Annotated in this window: 15 protein-coding genes, 3 rRNA genes and 1 riboswitch; of the genes, 17 read left to right on the top strand and 1 reads right to left on the bottom strand. The window is 44.3% G+C overall.

Annotated features, from left to right (window positions below):
* The first annotated feature begins 586 nt into the window (after positions 1 to 586).
* The 17 genes from A6754_RS20675 to purD all read left to right on the top strand — a co-directional run bounded on the left by A6754_RS20675 (position 587) and on the right by purD (position 20,317).
* Positions 587 to 2,136 (top strand): 16S ribosomal RNA (locus tag A6754_RS20675).
* Positions 2,137 to 2,495: 359 nt separating this feature from the next.
* Positions 2,496 to 5,429, top strand: a 23S ribosomal RNA gene (locus A6754_RS20670).
* 72 nt (positions 5,430 to 5,501) lie between these two features.
* Positions 5,502 to 5,618 (top strand): 5S ribosomal RNA (rrf, locus tag A6754_RS20665).
* Together the 16S, 23S and 5S rRNA genes form the textbook arrangement of a ribosomal RNA operon.
* 467 nt (positions 5,619 to 6,085) lie before the next feature.
* The gene (locus A6754_RS20660; protein ID WP_180320300.1) at positions 6,086 to 6,610 is read left to right on the top strand and encodes a DUF2179 domain-containing protein; all 525 of its coding nucleotides are present in this window, start codon (positions 6,086 to 6,088) and stop codon (positions 6,608 to 6,610) included.
* Positions 6,607 to 6,804, top strand: coding sequence for an NETI motif-containing protein (locus tag A6754_RS20655; protein WP_066450385.1), 198 nt, complete (start codon positions 6,607 to 6,609; stop codon positions 6,802 to 6,804). Before A6754_RS20660 ends, A6754_RS20655 begins: the two co-directional genes overlap by 4 nt.
* A gap of 125 nt (positions 6,805 to 6,929) precedes the next feature.
* Positions 6,930 to 7,031: riboswitch (purine riboswitch) on the top strand.
* A 199-nt stretch (positions 7,032 to 7,230) separates the two neighbouring features.
* Complete coding sequence (gene purE, locus A6754_RS20650) at positions 7,231 to 7,719, top strand: 5-(carboxyamino)imidazole ribonucleotide mutase (protein ID WP_066450384.1); 489 nt, start codon at positions 7,231 to 7,233, stop codon at positions 7,717 to 7,719.
* Positions 7,706 to 8,860, top strand: a complete 1,155-nt coding sequence (purK, locus tag A6754_RS20645; protein ID WP_180320252.1) for a 5-(carboxyamino)imidazole ribonucleotide synthase — start codon at positions 7,706 to 7,708, stop codon at positions 8,858 to 8,860. Before purE ends, purK begins: the two co-directional genes overlap by 14 nt.
* A gap of 4 nt (positions 8,861 to 8,864) precedes the next feature.
* Entirely contained in the window at positions 8,865 to 10,157 is a 1,293-nt protein-coding gene (purB, locus tag A6754_RS20640) for an adenylosuccinate lyase (protein WP_066450383.1), read from the top strand.
* Positions 10,158 to 10,296: 139 nt separating this feature from the next.
* On the top strand, positions 10,297 to 11,022 hold the full coding sequence (gene purC, locus A6754_RS20635; protein WP_066450381.1) for a phosphoribosylaminoimidazolesuccinocarboxamide synthase: 726 nt from the start codon (positions 10,297 to 10,299) through the stop codon (positions 11,020 to 11,022).
* Entirely contained in the window at positions 11,010 to 11,264 is a 255-nt protein-coding gene (purS, locus tag A6754_RS20630; RefSeq protein ID WP_066450378.1) for a phosphoribosylformylglycinamidine synthase subunit PurS, read from the top strand. Before purC ends, purS begins: the two co-directional genes overlap by 13 nt.
* Positions 11,261 to 11,947, top strand: coding sequence for a phosphoribosylformylglycinamidine synthase subunit PurQ (gene purQ, locus A6754_RS20625; protein WP_066450375.1), 687 nt, complete (start codon positions 11,261 to 11,263; stop codon positions 11,945 to 11,947). Before purS ends, purQ begins: the two co-directional genes overlap by 4 nt.
* Positions 11,931 to 14,147: a phosphoribosylformylglycinamidine synthase subunit PurL gene (gene purL, locus A6754_RS20620; RefSeq protein WP_066450371.1), complete on the top strand. Its 2,217-nt coding sequence runs from the start codon at positions 11,931 to 11,933 to the stop codon at positions 14,145 to 14,147. The genes purQ and purL overlap by 17 nt, the downstream gene beginning before the upstream one ends.
* Positions 14,132 to 15,529, top strand: coding sequence for an amidophosphoribosyltransferase (purF, locus tag A6754_RS20615; RefSeq protein WP_066450365.1), 1,398 nt, complete (start codon positions 14,132 to 14,134; stop codon positions 15,527 to 15,529). Before purL ends, purF begins: the two co-directional genes overlap by 16 nt.
* Positions 15,530 to 15,807: 278 nt before the next feature.
* Entirely contained in the window at positions 15,808 to 16,833 is a 1,026-nt protein-coding gene (gene purM, locus A6754_RS20610) for a phosphoribosylformylglycinamidine cyclo-ligase (RefSeq protein ID WP_066450363.1), read from the top strand.
* Positions 16,834 to 16,856: 23 nt separating this feature from the next.
* Complete coding sequence (gene purN / locus A6754_RS20605) at positions 16,857 to 17,438, top strand: phosphoribosylglycinamide formyltransferase (RefSeq protein WP_066450361.1); 582 nt, start codon at positions 16,857 to 16,859, stop codon at positions 17,436 to 17,438.
* Positions 17,439 to 17,487: 49 nt separating this feature from the next.
* Positions 17,488 to 19,020 carry a bifunctional phosphoribosylaminoimidazolecarboxamide formyltransferase/IMP cyclohydrolase gene (gene purH, locus A6754_RS20600; RefSeq protein WP_066450359.1) on the top strand — a complete coding sequence of 511 codons (1,533 nt, stop codon included), beginning with the start codon at positions 17,488 to 17,490 and terminating at the stop codon, positions 19,018 to 19,020.
* Positions 19,021 to 19,045: 25 nt separating this feature from the next.
* The gene (purD, locus tag A6754_RS20595) at positions 19,046 to 20,317 is read left to right on the top strand and encodes a phosphoribosylamine--glycine ligase (RefSeq protein WP_066450354.1); all 1,272 of its coding nucleotides are present in this window, start codon (positions 19,046 to 19,048) and stop codon (positions 20,315 to 20,317) included.
* Here purD and A6754_RS23415 read toward each other — a convergent pair.
* Positions 20,298 to 20,408, bottom strand: coding sequence for an EYxxD motif small membrane protein (locus A6754_RS23415; protein ID WP_371806970.1), 111 nt, complete (start codon positions 20,406 to 20,408; stop codon positions 20,298 to 20,300). The genes purD and A6754_RS23415 overlap by 20 nt on opposite strands.
* Between the last annotated feature and the right edge of the window lie 45 nt (positions 20,409 to 20,453).

Below are 20,453 nucleotides of genomic sequence, written 5' to 3'. Positions count from 1 at the left end.
GGCCATTTTGTTTTTCTAAACATTAATGAAGGAATAAGAGATATATGGTGTATTTCCTTAAGAATACTGGTGCGTTTCCTTCATGCGGCGCCAATCTGCTGGAGTGCTTGTTCAATGAACGATGGTGGTGGAGTATTATAAGAAGCATATTTTGGGGATATAGAATTTAAGCAGTAAGGATATCTGATGAGGAAGGGGTTTAAAATTCATTAATAAGGGTATATAGATTATTAACCCTTTTTATAATAACTCTTGCAGCGCTATTACAATTATAATAAGGTAATTATAGTTGCTTAAATAAGAGAATACTTTACTGAAATATTTTTTTAAAAAAATATTAAAATTCTATTGACCTATTTGGGTGTCTGATGTTATTATATTTTAGCAGTCGTTATTCAGAAGTCATTAAAACAGCTGAGAAAAAAGTTGTTGACTTACATGAAAATAACTGATATGATAAGAAAGTCGCTAATGAAGCGGCTAAAATTGCTCTTTGAAAACTGAACGAACAATAAAACGTCAACGTTTAAAAAAGATTCTTCGGAATCAACAATGTACATTATGTACACAAGAGCTAATCAACTCTTTCTTGGAGAGTTTGATCCTGGCTCAGGACGAACGCTGGCGGCGTGCCTAATACATGCAAGTCGAGCGGACAGATGGGAGCTTGCTCCCTGAAGTCAGCGGCGGACGGGTGAGTAACACGTGGGCAACCTGCCTGTAAGACTGGGATAACTTCGGGAAACCGGAGCTAATACCGGATAATGCTTTTGGACTCATGTCCTTAAGCTGAAAGATGGTTTCGGCTATCACTTACAGATGGGCCCGCGGCGCATTAGCTAGTTGGTGAGGTAACGGCTCACCAAGGCAACGATGCGTAGCCGACCTGAGAGGGTGATCGGCCACACTGGGACTGAGACACGGCCCAGACTCCTACGGGAGGCAGCAGTAGGGAATCTTCCGCAATGGACGAAAGTCTGACGGAGCAACGCCGCGTGAGTGATGAAGGTTTTCGGATCGTAAAACTCTGTTGTTAGGGAAGAACAAGTACCGGAGTAACTGCCGGTACCTTGACGGTACCTAACCAGAAAGCCACGGCTAACTACGTGCCAGCAGCCGCGGTAATACGTAGGTGGCAAGCGTTGTCCGGAATTATTGGGCGTAAAGCGCGCGCAGGCGGTCCTTTAAGTCTGATGTGAAAGCCCACGGCTCAACCGTGGAGGGTCATTGGAAACTGGGGGACTTGAGTGCAGAAGAGGAGAGTGGAATTCCACGTGTAGCGGTGAAATGCGTAGAGATGTGGAGGAACACCAGTGGCGAAGGCGACTCTCTGGTCTGTAACTGACGCTGAGGCGCGAAAGCGTGGGGAGCGAACAGGATTAGATACCCTGGTAGTCCACGCCGTAAACGATGAGTGCTAAGTGTTAGAGGGTTTCCGCCCTTTAGTGCTGCAGCAAACGCATTAAGCACTCCGCCTGGGGAGTACGGCCGCAAGGCTGAAACTCAAAGGAATTGACGGGGGCCCGCACAAGCGGTGGAGCATGTGGTTTAATTCGAAGCAACGCGAAGAACCTTACCAGGTCTTGACATCCTCTGACACTCCTAGAGATAGGACGTTCCCCTTCGGGGGACAGAGTGACAGGTGGTGCATGGTTGTCGTCAGCTCGTGTCGTGAGATGTTGGGTTAAGTCCCGCAACGAGCGCAACCCTTGATCTTAGTTGCCAGCATTCAGTTGGGCACTCTAAGGTGACTGCCGGTGACAAACCGGAGGAAGGTGGGGATGACGTCAAATCATCATGCCCCTTATGACCTGGGCTACACACGTGCTACAATGGATGGTACAAAGGGCTGCAAGACCGCGAGGTTTAGCCAATCCCATAAAACCATTCTCAGTTCGGATTGCAGGCTGCAACTCGCCTGCATGAAGCCGGAATCGCTAGTAATCGCGGATCAGCATGCCGCGGTGAATACGTTCCCGGGCCTTGTACACACCGCCCGTCACACCACGAGAGTTTGTAACACCCGAAGTCGGTGGGGTAACCTTTTGGAGCCAGCCGCCTAAGGTGGGACAGATGATTGGGGTGAAGTCGTAACAAGGTAGCCGTATCGGAAGGTGCGGCTGGATCACCTCCTTTCTAAGGATGAAATGAAGTTTATCTTCATTAAAAGACGTCTTTATTTGTTCGTTCAGTTTTGAGAGAGCAATCTCTCATTATAACTTGTTCCTTGAAAACTAGATAATGCAATAGAAGAAGATTACCAAGTAATCGCCATCTTAGTTTTTTCTCTCTTATTTATTTTAAGTAAGAGTAATAACCACGAGCGTAAAAAGTATGTGTTACCAACTCATCTTTTTACCAAACCGTGAGGGAAGCGAGAAGCAAGTAGATCAAGGAAGCGACCGAACGAGCACCGGAACGTACGAAGTTGGTACGTGAGGAGCACAGTGAGAGAGCTGACGCAGAGATACGCCGCTTATCGATTTCCGAACATTGGTTAAGTTAGAAAGGGCGCACGGTGAATGCCTTGGCACTAGGAGCCGATGAAGGACGGTACTAACACCGATATGCTTCGGGGAGCTGTAAGTAAGCTTTGATCCGGAGATTTCCGAATGGGGGAACCCATCATCCGTAATGGGATGATATCTTTACCTGAATACATAGGGTATTGAAGGCAGACCCGGGGAACTGAAACATCTAAGTACCCGGAGGAAGAGAAAGCAAACGCGATTCCCTGAGTAGCGGCGAGCGAAACGGGATTAGCCCAAACCAAGAGGCTTGCCTCTTGGGGTTGTAGGACACTCTACACGGAGTTACAAAGGAACGAGGTAAGTGAACAGGTCTGGAAAGGCCGGCCAGAGAAGGTAAAAGCCCTGTAGTTGAAACTTCGTTCCCTCCAGAGTGGATCCTGAGTACGGCGGGACACGAGAAATCCCGTCGGAAGCAGGGAGGACCATCTCCCAAGGCTAAATACTCCCTAGTGACCGATAGTGAACCAGTACCGTGAGGGAAAGGTGAAAAGCACCCCGGAAGGGGAGTGAAATAGTTCCTGAAACCGTGTGCCTACAAGTAGTCAGAGCCCATTTACGGGTGATGGCGTGCCTTTTGTAGAATGAACCGGCGAGTTACGATTACATGCAAGGTTAAGTTGATAAGACGGAGCCGCAGCGAAAGCGAGTCTGAATAGGGCGAATGAGTATGTGGTCGTAGACCCGAAACCAGGTGATCTACCCATGTCCAGGTTGAAGTTCAGGTAACACTGAATGGAGGACCGAACCCACGCACGTTGAAAAGTGCGGGGATGAGGTGTGGGTAGCGGAGAAATTCCAATCGAACTTGGAGATAGCTGGTTCTCTCCGAAATAGCTTTAGGGCTAGCCTCATGTAGTAAGAGTCTTGGAGGTAGAGCACTGTTTGGACTAGGGGCCCTCATCGGGTTACCGAATTCAGACAAACTCCGAATGCCAAAGACTTATCCATGGGAGTCAGACTGCGAGTGATAAGATCCGTAGTCAAGAGGGAAACAGCCCAGACCACCAGCTAAGGTCCCAAAGTATACGTTAAGTGGAAAAGGATGTGGAGTTGCTTAGACAACCAGGATGTTGGCTTAGAAGCAGCCACCATTTAAAGAGTGCGTAATAGCTCACTGGTCGAGTGACTCCGCGCCGAAAATGTACCGGGGCTAAACGTATCACCGAAGCTGTGGATGGACACCATTAGGTGTCCGTGGTAGGAGAGCGTTCTAAGGGCGTTGAAGCTAGACCGTAAGGACTGGTGGAGCGCTTAGAAGTGAGAATGCCGGTATGAGTAGCGAAAGATGGGTGAGAATCCCATCCACCGAATGCCTAAGGTTTCCTGAGGAAGGCTCGTCCGCTCAGGGTTAGTCGGGACCTAAGCCGAGGCTGAAAAGCGTAGGCGATGGACAACAGGTTGATATTCCTGTACCACCAAAATCCGTTTGAGTGATGGGGGGACGCAGGAGGATAGGGTAAGCGCGCTGTTGGATTAGCGCGTCCAAGCAGTTAGGCTGCAAGTGAGGCAAATCCCGCTTGCATACGGCTGAGCTGTGACGGCGAGGGAAATATAGTACCGAAGTTCTTGATTCCACACTGCCAAGAAAAGCCTCTAGCGAGGATTAGGTGCCCGTACCGCAAACCGACACAGGTAGGCGAGGAGAGAATCCTAAGGTGAGCGAGAGAACTCTCGTTAAGGAACTCGGCAAAATGACCCCGTAACTTCGGGAGAAGGGGTGCTCATTAGGGTGTTAAAGCCTTGATGAGCCGCAGTGAATAGGCCCAGGCGACTGTTTAGCAAAAACACAGGTCTCTGCGAAGCCGCAAGGCGAAGTATAGGGGCTGACGCCTGCCCGGTGCTGGAAGGTTAAGAGGAGGGGTTAGCGCAAGCGAAGCTCTGAATCGAAGCCCCAGTAAACGGCGGCCGTAACTATAACGGTCCTAAGGTAGCGAAATTCCTTGTCGGGTAAGTTCCGACCCGCACGAAAGGCGTAACGATCTGGGCACTGTCTCAACGAGAGACTCGGTGAAATTATAGTACCTGTGAAGATGCAGGTTACCCGCGACAGGACGGAAAGACCCCGTGGAGCTTTACTGTAGCCTGATATTGAATTTTGGTACAGCTTGTACAGGATAGGTAGGAGCCTGAGAAACCGGAGCACAAGCTTCGGTGGAGGCGTCGGTGGGATACTACCCTGGCTGTATTGAAATTCTAACCCGCGCCCCTGATCGGGGCGGGAGACAGTGTCAGGTGGGCAGTTTGACTGGGGCGGTCGCCTCCTAAAAAGTAACGGAGGCGCCCAAAGGTTCCCTCAGAATGGTTGGAAATCATTCGTAGAGTGTAAAGGCACAAGGGAGCTTGACTGCGAGACCTACAAGTCGAGCAGGGACGAAAGTCGGGCTTAGTGATCCGGTGGTTCCGCATGGAAGGGCCATCGCTCAACGGATAAAAGCTACCCCGGGGATAACAGGCTTATCTCCCCCAAGAGTCCACATCGACGGGGAGGTTTGGCACCTCGATGTCGGCTCATCGCATCCTGGGGCTGTAGTCGGTCCCAAGGGTTGGGCTGTTCGCCCATTAAAGCGGTACGCGAGCTGGGTTCAGAACGTCGTGAGACAGTTCGGTCCCTATCCGTCGTGGGCGCAGGAAATTTGAGAGGAGCTGTCCTTAGTACGAGAGGACCGGGATGGACGCACCGCTGGTGTACCAGTTGTTCTGCCAAGGGCATCGCTGGGTAGCTATGTGCGGAAGGGATAAGTGCTGAAAGCATCTAAGCATGAAGCCCCCCTCGAGATGAGATTTCCCATAGCGTCAAGCTAGTAAGAACCCTGAAAGATGATCAGGTTGATAGGTCAGAGGTGGAAGCGTGGCGACACGTGCAGCTGACTGATACTAATCGTTCGAGGACTTAACCACACAATGGCATTACTGTTTTCTTCTTCTAACATTATCTAGTTTTGAAGGAATAACTTTTCTTCAATTAAATAGTCCGGTGGCGATAGCGAGAAGGTCACACCCGTTCCCATCCCGAACACGGAAGTTAAGCTTCTCAGCGCCAATGGTAGTTAGGGGCTGTCCCCTTGTGAGAGTAGGACGTTGCCGGGCAATATGAAAAAAGTACATCTTTATGGATGTGCTTTTTTTGTCGTTGGAATTCTAAATTGAAGACGATGCTGTTGGAGGACTAGTCATTCAAAATCTTATACTTGAAGCTGGAGTAATGGACCTAAACGACCGTATGGTCTAGTTTTAAAAATGTAAGCTTGCTCAACTGATCTTTTTACCAAACCATAAGGGAAAATATTGATGTTAATGATTTATCCAAAGCAAGCCACCGAGTTTGAATCGTTAAAAATAGGTTAACATAATAAAGAATACATAAATAGTCTTCGCAAAACAGTTATTCTCCTGTAAAATAGGGACTTAACGAAAGACCTCATTGATAAAAGCGCTATTCTGCTAAAGGATTTACCTGCATACTAGACGGTGAATCTTATAAAATGCAGAAAATATTAATAAGGTTAAGTGAATAAGAAATACAAGGAGGGCTTCATTTGCTCGAAAATAGTCTTATGATGGTTGCCATCATTTTAGTGATTAACATTGTGTATGTTTCCTTTTTTACAATCCGTATGATATTAACGTTAAAAGGTCAGCGTTATTTAGCTGCTTTAATAAGTATGATCGAAATTATTATTTATGTAATCGGTTTGGACTTGGTTTTAGACAATGTAGATGAAATACAAAACTTGATCGCTTATGCAGTTGGATACGGGATCGGTGTCATTGTCGGCATGAAAATTGAAGAGAAGTTAGCGCTTGGCTATATCACAGTAAATGTGATCACAAAGGAATATGATCGTGATTTACCTAAAGATCTGCGTGAAAAAGGCTATGGTGTCACAAGCTGGGCTGCAAATGGGTTAGAAGGAGACCGGATGGCGCTGCAGATTTTAACACCTAGAAAATATGAATTAAAGCTGTATCAGACAATTAAAGAGCTTGACCCAAAAGCATTTATTATTGCTTATGAACCAAAAACGATACATGGCGGCTTCTGGGTGAAGTCGGTTAAGAAAGGAAAACTATTTTCATGAGTAAAGGAAAACAGAAATTTGAGGTGCTGGAAAACGAAAGTATTGATGAGTGCCTTGAAAGAATGAAAAAAGAAGGCTATATGGCAGTTAAAAGAACGGAAAAACCAATATTTAAAGAAGTAAAAGATGGGGGAACCGTAACATATGAACCTGCTGGACGGCAAATTATCTTTGAAGGAATTCAAATGAACTAGTAAAACACGAACATTAATTGTCTGACTTTTTATATTGTTCGAGATTTCCGTTGACATACTCTTTCACAAGTTGTTAAGATAAATGTGACAGAAACAGAAGAAAACGAATGTAATCAGTTAATGACGATAAACGAATATTTAACCCTCGTATAATGTTGGGAATATGGCCCAGAAGTTTCTACCCGGTAACCGTAAATTACTGGACTATGAGGGAGAGTTAATATGACCGGCGTTTGGTGCTTCCACATTTGAATTGTCGATGGAATTATTGGCACCTCATATATTTTAGCCTGGGCAGATAACTTTCTCTCATGAGAAGGCATCTGCCTGGGCTTTTTTTATGCAACATGAGTGTTTAGTATGTAAGAGATGTTTGGAGTTTAATAGAATCAAAAAAATAGAAAGTCACACTGCTGGAGGAGAGACATGGGAACAAGAGTAGCAGTCATTATGGGCAGTAAATCAGATTGGGAAACAATGCAGCATGCTTGCGACGTTTTAGAAGAATTGGAAATTGCTTATGAAAAGAAGGTTGTTTCCGCACATCGCACTCCAGATTTAATGTTTGAATATGCCGAAAAAGCCCGGAATAACGATATAAAGGTCATCATTGCCGGAGCGGGCGGTGCAGCACATTTGCCTGGCATGGTAGCAGCAAAAACGACTTTGCCTGTCATTGGGGTTCCTGTTCAGTCAAAGGCTTTAAATGGGTTAGATTCTTTACTATCCATTGTACAGATGCCAGGCGGTGTTCCGGTTGCAACAGTTGCAATTGGGAAGGCAGGTGCTGTAAACGCAGGTTTACTGGCAGCTCAAATGCTTGGAGCGTTTGATGAAAATATAGCTCAAAGATTAGAACAAAGGCGGGAAAGAATAAAGAAAGAAGTATTGGAGAGCAGTGATGAGCTTGTCTAACAAAGTAATTTTACCAGGACAAACAATTGGTATTATTGGCGGCGGACAGCTGGGGAAAATGATGGCCCTCTCGGCAAAGGCTATGGGATATAGAGTAGCTGTTCTAGACCCTGCTGAAGATTCGCCATGCGGACAGGTGGCAGATATTACGATCGTCGACGCTTATGATAGTTTTGAGGGCATCAAAGAGCTGGAAGCTGTAAGTGATGTAATCACATATGAATTTGAAAATATCAGTGCAGAAGCACTTGATTGGCTCTGCAGCCATGCCTATGTTCCACAAGGGAAAGAGCTGCTGGAAATTACCCAAAATCGTATTACGGAAAAAGCAGCAATATCAGCTTCAGGCTCTGCTGTAGCTCCATACGCAGTGATACAAACAGAAAACGACATTTATGATAATATAGAAAAGCTTGGTCTTCCAGCCGTTTTAAAGAATGCCAGAGGAGGATATGATGGTAAAGGGCAATATGTTCTAAAAGATGAAAGCGATATTGCTGAAGCAGCAAAACTTCTTCAAAACGGTCCGTGTGTGCTGGAGCAATTCATTTCTTTTCATAAAGAAATCAGCGTGATCATTTTTAGAAGTCCATCAGGAGAAAAGGCAGTTCTTCCGGTTGCTGAAAATGTCCATAAAGACAATATTCTGCATCAGACAATTGTGCCAGCAAGGATTTCAGGCAAAGCAGCGGAAAAGGCGATTATGGCTGCAGAACATCTGGCTGAGAAGCTGAATCTGACTGGTACGCTTGCTGTTGAAATGTTCTTAACGGATGAGGACGAAATATTTATTAATGAGTTGGCACCTAGACCGCATAATTCCGGTCATTATTCGATTGAAGCATGTGAAACGTCACAGTTTGAGCAGCATATTCGGGCTGTTTGTAATTTGCCCCTGGGAAGCATGAGCTTATTAAAGCCAGCTGTCATGGTGAACATCCTAGGTGAGCATCAGGAGCCATTGCTTGCAAGAATCCCCGCTCTTTATAACTGGAAAGTGCATCTGTACGGCAAGAAGGAAGCTAAGTTTAAAAGAAAAATGGGACATATTACATTATTAAGAGACCATGTCGAAGAAGCGCTTGCTGAGGCGGAGCATACTGGCATCTGGTCTTGCAGTAAGGAAAGAATCGGAGGATAAAAAGATGATTGAACGTTATACTCGCCCAGAAATGGGAGCCATTTGGACGGAAGAAAACCGCTTCCAGGCATGGCTGGAAGTTGAAATTTTAGCATGTGAAGCATGGGCAGAGCTTGGTGACATCCCAAAGGCGGATGTTCAAAAGATTCGCGAAAATGCTTCCTTTAATATCGATCGCATTAAAGAAATTGAAGAAGAAACAAGACATGATGTTGTTGCATTTACACGTGCGGTTTCTGAAACATTGGGCGATGAAAGAAAATGGGTACATTACGGCTTAACATCAACAGATGTAGTAGATACCGCACTTTCATACTTAATTAAACAGGCTAATGATATTTTATTAAAAGATTTAGAACGCTTTGTGGAGATTTTGAAAAATAAAGCACAAGAGCATAAATACACAGTTATGATGGGCCGTACACATGGCGTGCATGCAGAGCCGACTACATTTGGCTTAAAGCTTGCCCTATGGCACGAAGAAATGAAAAGAAATCTAGATCGTTTCAAAGAAGCGGCAGCTGGCGTGGAGTTCGGGAAAATTTCTGGCGCTGTTGGAACATATGCCAATATCAATCCGTTTGTTGAAAGCTATGTATGTGAAAAGCTTGGAATTCAGCCAGCACCAATCTCTACACAAACTTTACAGCGTGACCGCCACGCTCATTATATGAGCAGCATTGCTTTGATTGCAACTTCCATTGAAAAATTTGCAACAGAAGTACGCGGTCTGCAAAAAAGCGAAACGCGCGAAGTAGAAGAGTTTTTCGCAAAAGGGCAAAAAGGCTCCTCTGCGATGCCTCATAAGCGCAACCCAATAGGTTCAGAAAATATGACAGGCTTAGCAAGAGTGATTCGCGGTTATATGATGACAGCTTATGAGAATGTTTCACTTTGGCATGAAAGGGATATTTCTCACTCTTCTGCTGAAAGAATCATTCTTCCTGATGCCACCATCGCATTAAACTATATGTTAAACCGTTTTGGCAATATCGTGAAAAACTTAACGGTATTCCCTGAAAACATGAAACGCAATATGGATCGAACTCTTGGATTAATTTATTCACAGCGTGTTCTGTTAGCATTGATTGATAAAGGCCTGCCGCGTGAAGAAGCATATGATACTGTGCAGCCGCGTGCAATGGAAGCATGGGAGAAGCAAGTGCCTTTCCGCAGTCTTATTGAAGCGGATGAGACTATTATAGCGAAACTTTCTCCAGAGGAAATTGAAGATTGTTTTGACTATAACTACCATATCAAACATGTAGATACAATATTCGACCGTTTAGGTCTGTAAAGACGATGCCGTCTAAGGTGCGATCATATAACTGAACGCATCTTAGATAGGCAAGCTTTTGAATGATAGGTCTGAAAATTCATTTGGATCTGACTACCTGGATTATTCCTACTATTTCGTTAAAGGGGGCTCTCCTGTTATGGAAAAAGGAACACTGTTATACGAGGGCAAGGCGAAGAAAATATATAGCACTGAAGAAAAAGAAATCGTCTGGATTGAATATAAAGATTCTGCTACTGCCTACAACGGGGAGAAAAAAGCAAGCATTGCCGGCAAAGGAAGACTAAACAATGAAATTACCAGTTTACTATTTTTAAAGCTTCAAGAGCTTGGCATAGGTTCACATTTTGTGAAGCGCATTTCTCCAACAGAGCAGCTTGTGAAAAGAGTAGACATTATCCCTCTTGAAACAGTCGTTCGCAATTACTCCGCAGGAAGCTTCTCCAAGCGATTAGGAATGGAAGAAGGACTTCTGCTTTCTCGGCCAATTGTTGAATTTTATTATAAGGATGACGATCTGGGAGATCCGATTTTAACTGAGGATCATATTGAAATTTTAGCATTGGCCAGTGTTGAAGAAATTGAGGAATTAAAGGTAAAAGCACTGCAGGTAAACAAAGTATTATCTCAATTTTTCAAAGAGTTAGGCATTGTGCTTATTGATTTTAAGCTTGAGTTTGGGAAAGATGCAAACGGAGATATTATCCTTGCAGATGAAATATCTCCAGATACTTGCAGGCTTTGGGATGAAAAGACAAAGGAAAAGCTTGATAAAGATGTCTTTAGAAGAGATTTAGGAGATTTAACAGAAGCATATGAAACTATTTTAGCCAGATTGGGAGGCCAAACAGCATGTACAAAGTAAAAGTCTTCATCACATTAAGAGAGAGTGTATTAGATCCTCAAGGCTCAGTTGTAAAGAATTCTCTGCATTCACTAAATTATAACGAAGTATCAGATGTCCGCATTGGGAAGTATATGGAGCTGACTGTGGAAAAAACGGAGCGGAATATTGAAGAAGTCGTTAAGGAAATGTGTGAGAGATTGCTTGCTAATGTTGTGATTGAAGACTATCGCTTTGAAATTGAGGAGGCTGTTGCACAGTGAAGTTTGCCGTTATTGTTTTCCCAGGGTCAAACTGCGATATCGACATGTTTCATGCCATAAAGGATGAGCTTGGTGCAGAAGCAGAGTATGTGTGGCATGATACGGAAAGTCTTGATGAGTTTGATGGTATTTTGCTGCCGGGCGGGTTCTCCTATGGTGACTACCTGCGGTCTGGAGCAATTGCACGCTTCAGCAATGTAATGAAAGAGGTTGTGAAGGCAGCAGAAGCAGGAAAGCCAATCTTAGGCGTTTGCAACGGATTCCAAGTATTATTAGAGGCTGGCCTGCTGCCGGGAGCAATGAGACGGAATGAAACACTAAAGTTCATTTGCCGCCCAGTCCAGCTAAAGGTTGAAAATCGTGAAACGATGTTTACATCTTCTTATCAAGAGCAAGAAGAAATCATGATTCCAATTGCGCATGGTGAAGGAAACTATTATTGTGACGAGCAAACATTAGCTCAGCTAAAAGAAAACAAGCAAATTGTGTTCACATACAGCGGAACAAATCCCAATGGCAGCCTGGAAGACATTGCTGGCATTGTGAATAAGAAGGGCAATGTTCTTGGAATGATGCCCCACCCAGAAAGAGCAGTAGATGAACTTTTGGGCGGAGCAGATGGTCTGAAACTTTTTCAATCGATCGTAAAAAATTGGAGGGAAGCACATGTCGTTAATGCTTGAACCTAGTCCGGAAGAATTAAAACAGCAAAAGGTATATGCAGAAATGGGATTGACGGATGAAGAATTTGCGATGGTTGAAAAGATTCTCGGACGTCTGCCAAATTACACCGAAATCGGCCTCTTCTCTGTTATGTGGTCAGAGCATTGCAGCTATAAAAATAGTAAACCAGTGTTAAAAAAATTCCCTACAAGCGGTGAGAGGGTACTGCAGGGACCAGGTGAAGGTGCAGGGATTGTAGACATTGGAGATGAGCAGGCGGTTGTATTTAAAATCGAAAGCCATAACCACCCTTCTGCCATTGAACCATATCAAGGTGCCGCAACTGGTGTAGGCGGAATTATCCGTGATGTTTTCTCAATGGGTGCCAGACCGATTGCTCTATTAAACTCTCTTCGATTTGGAGAGCTTGAAACAGCTCGAGTGAAGTATTTGTTTAAAGAAGTGGTTGCTGGAATTGCCGGATATGGCAACTGTATTGGCATTCCGACTGTTGGAGGCGAAATTCAGTTCGAATCCTCTTATGAAGGAAATCCGCTTGTTAATGCGATGTGTGTTGGTCTCATTGATCATAAGGATATTAAAAAAGGGCAGGCGCATGGAGTGGGCAACACAGTTATGTATGTTGGAGCGAAGACAGGACGTGACGGCATTCATGGTGCAACTTTTGCTTCAGAGGAATTAACTGAGCAATCAGAAGAAAAACGACCTGCTGTACAGGTTGGCGATCCATTCATGGAAAAGCTTCTTCTGGAAGCTTGTTTAGAGCTGGTTCAATCAGATGCATTAGTCGGCATTCAGGACATGGGAGCGGCAGGATTAACAAGCTCATCAGCAGAAATGGCGAGCAAGGCTGGTTCAGGGATTGAAATGAACCTTGATCTTGTGCCGCAGCGTGAAAGAGGCATGACTGCTTATGAAATGATGCTATCTGAATCACAGGAGCGCATGCTCATCGTAGTAAAAAAGGGAAGAGAGCAGGAAATTGTTGATCTATTTTCAAAATATGAGCTTGAAGCTGTAGCTATTGGAACGGTAACAGATGATAAAATGCTTCGTTTGCTTCATAACGGTGAAGTTGTGGCGGATGTGCCAGCAGATGCCTTAGCAGAAGAGGCTCCTGTTTATCATAAGCCTTCTAAAGAGCCGGAATATTTCCGTGAATTTCAAGCGATGGAGAATCAAATTCCTTCAGTGGAAGACTATCGTGAGACATTAATCAATCTATTGAAGCAGCCGACAATTGCAAGCAAAGAATGGGTTTACGATCAATACGACTATATGGTGCGCACAAGCACTGTTGTTGCGCCTGGTTCAGACGCAGCGGTTGTCCGTATTCGCGGCACAGAAAAAGGCTTAGCGATGACAACAGACTGCAATTCGAGATATATGTATCTTGATCCGGAAACAGGCGGGAAAATTGCTGTTGCCGAAGCAGCACGAAATATCGTTTGCTCAGGCGGAGAACCGCTGGCAATTACCGATAACCTTAACTTTGGAAATCCCGAAAAACCAGAGATTTTCTGGCAGATCGAAAAGGCAGCCGACGGGATAAGTGAAGCATGCCGCACCTTAAATACACCGGTCATTGGCGGAAATGTTTCATTATACAACGAAACAAATGGGACTGCGATCTATCCAACTCCAGTCATTGGGATGGTTGGACTCGTGCAGGACATTAAACATACAACCACACAGCATTTCAAAGCAGCTGGAGATCTTATTTATCTTTTAGGAGATTCAAAGGATGAGTTTGGCGGCAGTGAATTGCAAAAGCTCACGTACGGAAAAATCTTTGGAAAAGCACCCGAGCTTCATTTAGAGACAGAAGAAAAGCATCAAAGCCAAGTATTGGGTGCTATTCGTTCTGGGTTAGTGGCATCTGCTCATGATGTTGCAGAGGGCGGACTTGCTGTAGCAGCAGCTGAAAGCTTATTCGGCACAGCAGAGCTTGGGGCAAAAATCAAGGTCACAGGAAATGAAGTATCTGCTCTTTTTGGAGAGTCTCAATCACGTTTCTTGCTTTCCGTTAAAAAGGAAAATCAAGAAGCATTTGAAGCATTAACAGATGCTGTATTGATTGGTGAAGTAACTGATGTTCCAGAATTACAACTATCTTCTGAGAACGGGCTTCTGCTGTCTGAACAAACAGCCATTCTTAAAGAAGCTTGGAAAGGGGCAATCCCATGCTTGCTGAAATAAAGGGACTAAACGAGGAATGTGGCATTTTTGGTGTTTGGGGTCACCCGGAATCAGCACAAATTACCTATTATGGCCTTCACAGTCTGCAGCATCGCGGACAGGAAGGTACAGGCATCGTTGTTACTGACGGCGCAAAGCTCAAAGGAGTAAAAGGTGAGGGACTTGTAACAGAAGTTTTTACCGCAGAAGCTATAGAGGAGCTTGATGGAAAAGCAGCTATTGGTCACGTGAGATATGCTACGGCAGGAGGCGGAGGATATGAAAATGTTCAGCCGCTTCTCTTTCACTCCCAAAGCGGAAGCTTAGCATTATGCCATAATGGCAATTTGACGAATGCAACTGCTCTGAAGCATCAGCTGGAGGCACAGGGAAGTATTTTTCAAACAAGCTCAGATACAGAGGTGCTTGCTCATTTAATCAAGCGCGGCGGTTTTTCGTCTTTTAAAGACCGTGTGAAAAATGCGCTATCCATGGTAAAGGGCGCTTATGCTTTTCTGATCATGACCGAGACAGAAATGATGGTGGCACTTGATCCAAACGGCATGCGTCCCCTTTCACTTGGGAAGCTTGGCGATGCGTATGTCGTTGCTTCGGAAACATGTGCGTTTGATATCGTTGGAGCTGAATTTATAAGGGATGTTTTGCCGGGAGAGCTTTTGATTATCGATGATAACGGTTTCCGTTCTGAAATGTTTGCAATGGCTTCAAATATCGCGATGTGCATGATGGAATATGTTTATTTTTCCCGTCCGGACAGCAATATTAACGGAATCAATGTTCATACTGCGCGTAAAAACCTTGGCAAGCAGCTGGCCGTTGAAGTTCCAATTGAAGCGGATGTTGTCACAGGTGTTCCTGATTCAAGTATCTCTGTTGCGATTGGGTATGCAGAAGCTACGGGGATTCCATACGAAATGGGCTTAATTAAAAATAAATATGTTGGCCGTACGTTTATACAGCCGTCTCAATCACTGAGGGAACAAGGGGTGAAGATGAAGCTTTCTCCAGTTCGCGGTGTTGTAGAGGGAAAACGAGTTGTGATGGTCGATGACTCGATTGTACGCGGAACAACTAGCAGAAGAATTGTTGCCATGCTGAAGGAAGCTGGTGCTACAGAGGTTCATGTTGTCATTAGCTCTCCTCCAATTAAAAATCCTTGCTTCTACGGAATCGACACATCCACGAAGGAAGAACTGATCGCGGGCAATCATAATGTAGAAGAAATTAGAGAAATCATTGGTGCAGATACACTTACCTTCCTATCAGTAGAAGGAATGGTCAAGGCAGTCGGCAGAAAAGACGGTCAATGTCTAGCCTGCTTCACAGGACAATACCCGACTGAAATCTATCCAAGCACATTACATCCGTATGAAAAGGTATAAAGCGGCACGCATTAGCCGCTTTTTTTAAAGAGACTATTTAATAAGAGAATGTATTTTGTTTAACCTTTTTTAAAGTGGTCATTTTAGCAATACGCTTGTTAATTGGAACGGAATGGTGCGAGACTCCTGCGGGACGAGTGGGAAGGTGAGACCCCGCAGGTGCGACAGCGCCGAGGAGGCTCACCACCCGCCCCGCCGGAAAGCGAGTACCATGGAGTGGAAATAACAGTAAACTTTACGAAAAATTGAAATGAAATATCATAGACGAGGTGAAAAGCATGGCAAATGCTTATAAGCAAGCTGGAGTAAATATTGAAGCAGGCTATGAAGCAGTCACTCGCATGAAAAAGCATGTGGAAAAAACGGTTCGTCCAGGTGTAATGGGAGGGCTAGGCGGATTTGGCGGTATGTTTGATCTGTCTTCATTGAATCTAAAAGAGCCTGTGCTTGTTTCTGGGACGGATGGAGTAGGAACCAAGCTCATGCTTGCCTTTATGATGAATCAGCATGATACAATCGGAATTGATGCTGTGGCCATGTGTGTGAACGATATAGTCGTTCAGGGAGCCGAGCCGCTATATTTCTTAGACTATATTGCATGCGGCAAGGCAGAGCCTGAGAAGATTGAAAACATTGTAAAAGGGATTGCTGAAGGCTGCGAACAGGCAGGATGTGCTCTTATTGGCGGAGAAACAGCTGAAATGCCTGGAATGTACAGTGAAGAAGAATATGACCTTGCTGGATTTTCTGTAGGTGCTGCTGAAAAATCGAACTTGATTACAGGACAGAACATTCAGGCGGGCGATGTATTAATAGGATTAGCTTCAAGTGGTATTCACAGCAACGGCTATTCTCTTGTAAGAAAGCTGTTTTTTGAACAAGCCAATATGAAGCTCGAGGATTATGTTGAAGAGTTGGGTTGTACTTTAGGGGAAGAACTGCTCCGCCCAACAAAAATTTATGTAAAACCGCTTTTAGCTGCTATGAAAAAGTTTGAACTAAAAGGTCTTTCGCATATTACCGGAGGCGGCTTTATTGAAAACATTCCGCGGATGCTCCCGGCAGGTTTAGGTGCTGAAATTAAGAAAGATTCAATCGAACTTCCGGCTGTCTTTAAGCTTATGCAGGAGATTGGCGGTCTTGAGCAGCACGAAATGTATAATATTTTTAATATGGGAATTGGAATGGTTGCTGCTGTTAACAAAGAAATAGCAGTGGAGATCGTTCAGTACTTCAATGAAATGGGAGAAAAGGCAGCTGTCATTGGTGTTGTCACAGAGCAAGAAGGAATCAGCATCACGTAATGAACAATCCGTGGAGGAAAAAAATGAAAAATATTGCAGTGTTTGCTTCCGGCAGCGGAACGAACTTTCAAGCGATCATAGATGCCGTTCAGACAGGTTCTCTGGAAGCTAAGATTAATTTGTTTGTCTCTGACAAGCCAAACGCATACAGCATTGAAAGAGCGGCCCATAATAAAATTCCAGCCTTTGTTTTTCAAGCAAAAAACTATGAGAGTAAGGAAGAATATGAAACAGAAATTCTTCATGAATTGAAAGCGAAAAACATTGACCTTATTGTATTAGCTGGGTATATGAGATTGATTGGAAACGTCCTTCTCCGTGAATTTGAAGGGGAAATTATTAATATTCATCCTTCCTTGCTGCCGGCTTTTCCGGGAAAAGATGCGATTGGCCAGGCATTGAGAGCAGGAGCGGAATTCACTGGTGTGACTGTTCATTATGTTGACGAAGGAATGGATACTGGACCGATCATCCAGCAAAAAAAAGTACCCGTCGACAAAACCGACACAATGGAAACTCTTCAAGAAAAGATTCATCGAGTGGAACATATTCTTTATCCAAAAGTACTGCAAACATTATGCAAAGATGAACTGTCAGTGAAATAATCGAATGAAACGGTCCTACAGACGGCAAATAAACTTAGGGGGAAGATGAATGAACAAACGAGCGCTTATTAGTGTATCAGATAAAAGCGGGATTGCGGAATTTGCGAAAAGCCTGCATGAACTTGGTTTTGAAATTTTATCAACAGGCGGAACAAAGAAGGCGTTGGAGGAGCAAGGAATTCCTGTCATTAGTGTCAGTGAAGTCACTGGTTTTCCGGAAATTCTGGAAGGACGTGTAAAAACACTAAATCCAATGATACATGGCGGTCTATTAGCTAAATTTGGCGAGCCATCGCATAAAGCACAGCTGGATGAGCATGGAATCAGCCCTATTGAAGTTGTTTGCGTGAATTTATATCCTTTTCAGCAGACGATTGCTAAGCCGGATGTAACGGTAGAGGATGCTATTGAAAATATTGATATAGGCGGACCGGCGATGCTGCGGGCATCAGCAAAAAATCATGAATATGTAACAGTAGTTGTGGATCCTTCTGATTATGAAACAGTTTTAACACAGCTAAAACAAGAAGGTTCGGTCACAAGTGAAACAAAACGAACACTTGCAGCCAAAGTTTTCCGCCATACAGCTGCGTATGATAGCATGATTGCACAGTATATGACAGATTTAACAGGTGAAGCAGCACCTGAAAAATTAACGGTAACGTATGAATTGAATCAGGGTCTCCGTTATGGAGAAAACCCGCATCAGAAGGCTGCATTTTATCGAAAGCCGCTTGGCTCTGAGTTTTCTATTGCCAATGCAAAGCAATTACACGGCAAGGAGCTTTCGTATAACAATATCAATGATGCAGAAGCAGCTATTCAAATTATTAAGGAATTTGCTGAACCTGCTGCAGTGGCGGTTAAGCATATGAATCCGTGCGGAGTTGGTACGGGCGATACAGTAAATGCTGCCTTTTCAAAAGCATTTGAAGCAGATCCGATTTCTATTTTCGGCGGAATCATTGCGCTTAATAGAGAGGTAGATGGTGATACAGCGCAGAAGCTGCATGAAATTTTCTTAGAGATTGTCATTGCTCCTGCTTTCTCACAAGAAGCGCTAACGATTTTACAAGGAAAGAAAAACATTCGTTTATTGACCATACCTTTTACGAATGGAAATCACGAGCAAAAGTACACGTCTATTGAAGGCGGATTGCTTGTTCAGGATTTTGATGGTCATAGTCTGGAGAATGCGGAGATTTCCATTCCTACAAAGCGTGAGCCAACAGAGGAAGAATGGAATGCCTTGAAACTTGGCTGGAAAGTCGTTAAGCACGTCAAGTCCAATGCCATTGTTGTAAGCAGTGATGCAATGACTCTTGGCGTGGGAGCTGGTCAGATGAATCGTGTTGGAGCAGCAAAAATTGCGCTTGAACAAGCAGGTGAGCGAGCAGAAGGAGCTGCGCTTGCATCAGACGCATTCTTCCCAATGGATGATACCGTTGAGGCGGCTGCGAAAGCTGGGATTACAGCAATCATTCAGCCGGGCGGCTCGATCAAGGATGCTGATTCCATTAAAAAAGCAGACGAATACGGCATTGCGATGGTATTCACAGGTGTAAGACATTTCAAACATTAATCACTGTGAAGGAAGGATTGGGAAAATGAATGTTTTAGTCATTGGCAGAGGCGGAAGAGAACATGCCATTTGCTATAAAATGAATGAAAGTGAAAGTGTGGAGACCGTTTTTGCTGCACCTGGCAATAAAGGCATGGAGGATGTTGCACAGCTTATCAATATAGACGAGCACGATCATGAGCAGCTTCTTCAATTTGCACGGGAAAACCAAATCGGATTAACGGTAATCGGACCTGAGGTGCCTCTTTTGGCGGGTTTGGCTGATCTTTTCAATAAAGAAGGGCTGGCTGTTTTTGGACCAGAAAAAGCAGCTGCAGAAATTGAAGGCAGTAAATCCTTTGCGAAAGAGCTAATGAAAAAATATCATATCCCAACGGCAGAATATGAAGTGTTCTCGGATTATTCAGCTGCAAAAGAATACATTGAAAAAAAGGGTGCTCCAATTGTCATTAAAGCCGATGGACTTGCTGCCGGCAAAGGCGTCACTGTGGCTATGACAAATGAAGATGCCTTTGCAGCCATCGAGGATATGCTGGTAGGTGCCAAATTTGGAGAAGCTTCCTCTACAGTTGTAATTGAAGAATTCCTGGAGGGTGAAGAATTTTCACTTATGGCATTCGTAAATGGAGAGAATGTCATTCCGCTTGAAATTGCTCAAGATCATAAACGTGCTTTTGATGGAGATCAAGGACCAAATACAGGCGGTATGGGGGCATATTCACCTGTGCCGCATATTGGAGACGAAACTGTCACTGTCGGTGTTGAAGCGATATTGAAGCCAGCAGCTGCCGCACTTGTTAAAGAAGGGCGGAGTTTCTGCGGCATTTTATACGCAGGATTAATCAAAACAGAACAGGGTCCAAAGGTAATCGAATTTAATGCTCGCTTTGGCGATCCGGAAACACAGGTTGTCCTGCCAAGAATGAAATCAGATTTGGCTATGGTTATGCTTGATGTTATAAATGGTGAAAAACCTGCAATAGAATGGGATCATGATATGATGCTTGGTGTTGTTGCTGCGGCTAAAGGCTATCCGGATCACTATGAAAAGGGAGCGGTTTTGACTGGTTTAGGTGCAATAGATGATTCAGTGACTGTGTTTCATGCCGGGACAGAACGCAATGAACAAGGAGAGTTTACGGCAAATGGCGGACGCATCCTGCTTGCAGCGGCTAAAGCAGGGACTTTGAAGGAAGCGCAAGAAAAGGTTTATAGCCAATTAGATAAATTAAAATCAGAAGCTATTTTTTACAGAAATGATATTGGACATAAAGCGATCAAACACGCTTTTTCCTAATATTTCTGATAAAGACAAATAACAGGGCAATAATGCTGCCGATTATAGCAATCAGTACAAAAGACATATCTGTTAGATACTCCCAGAACATTTTGTACCCTCCTTATAGATGCCCCCTGATTAGGGGGCAATTTTT

It is taken from the genome of Cytobacillus gottheilii (assembly GCF_001636345.1).
Classification (GTDB): domain Bacteria; phylum Bacillota; class Bacilli; order Bacillales; family Cytobacillaceae; genus Cytobacillus; species Cytobacillus gottheilii.
This window is presented reverse-complemented; position numbering and strand designations above follow the sequence as displayed.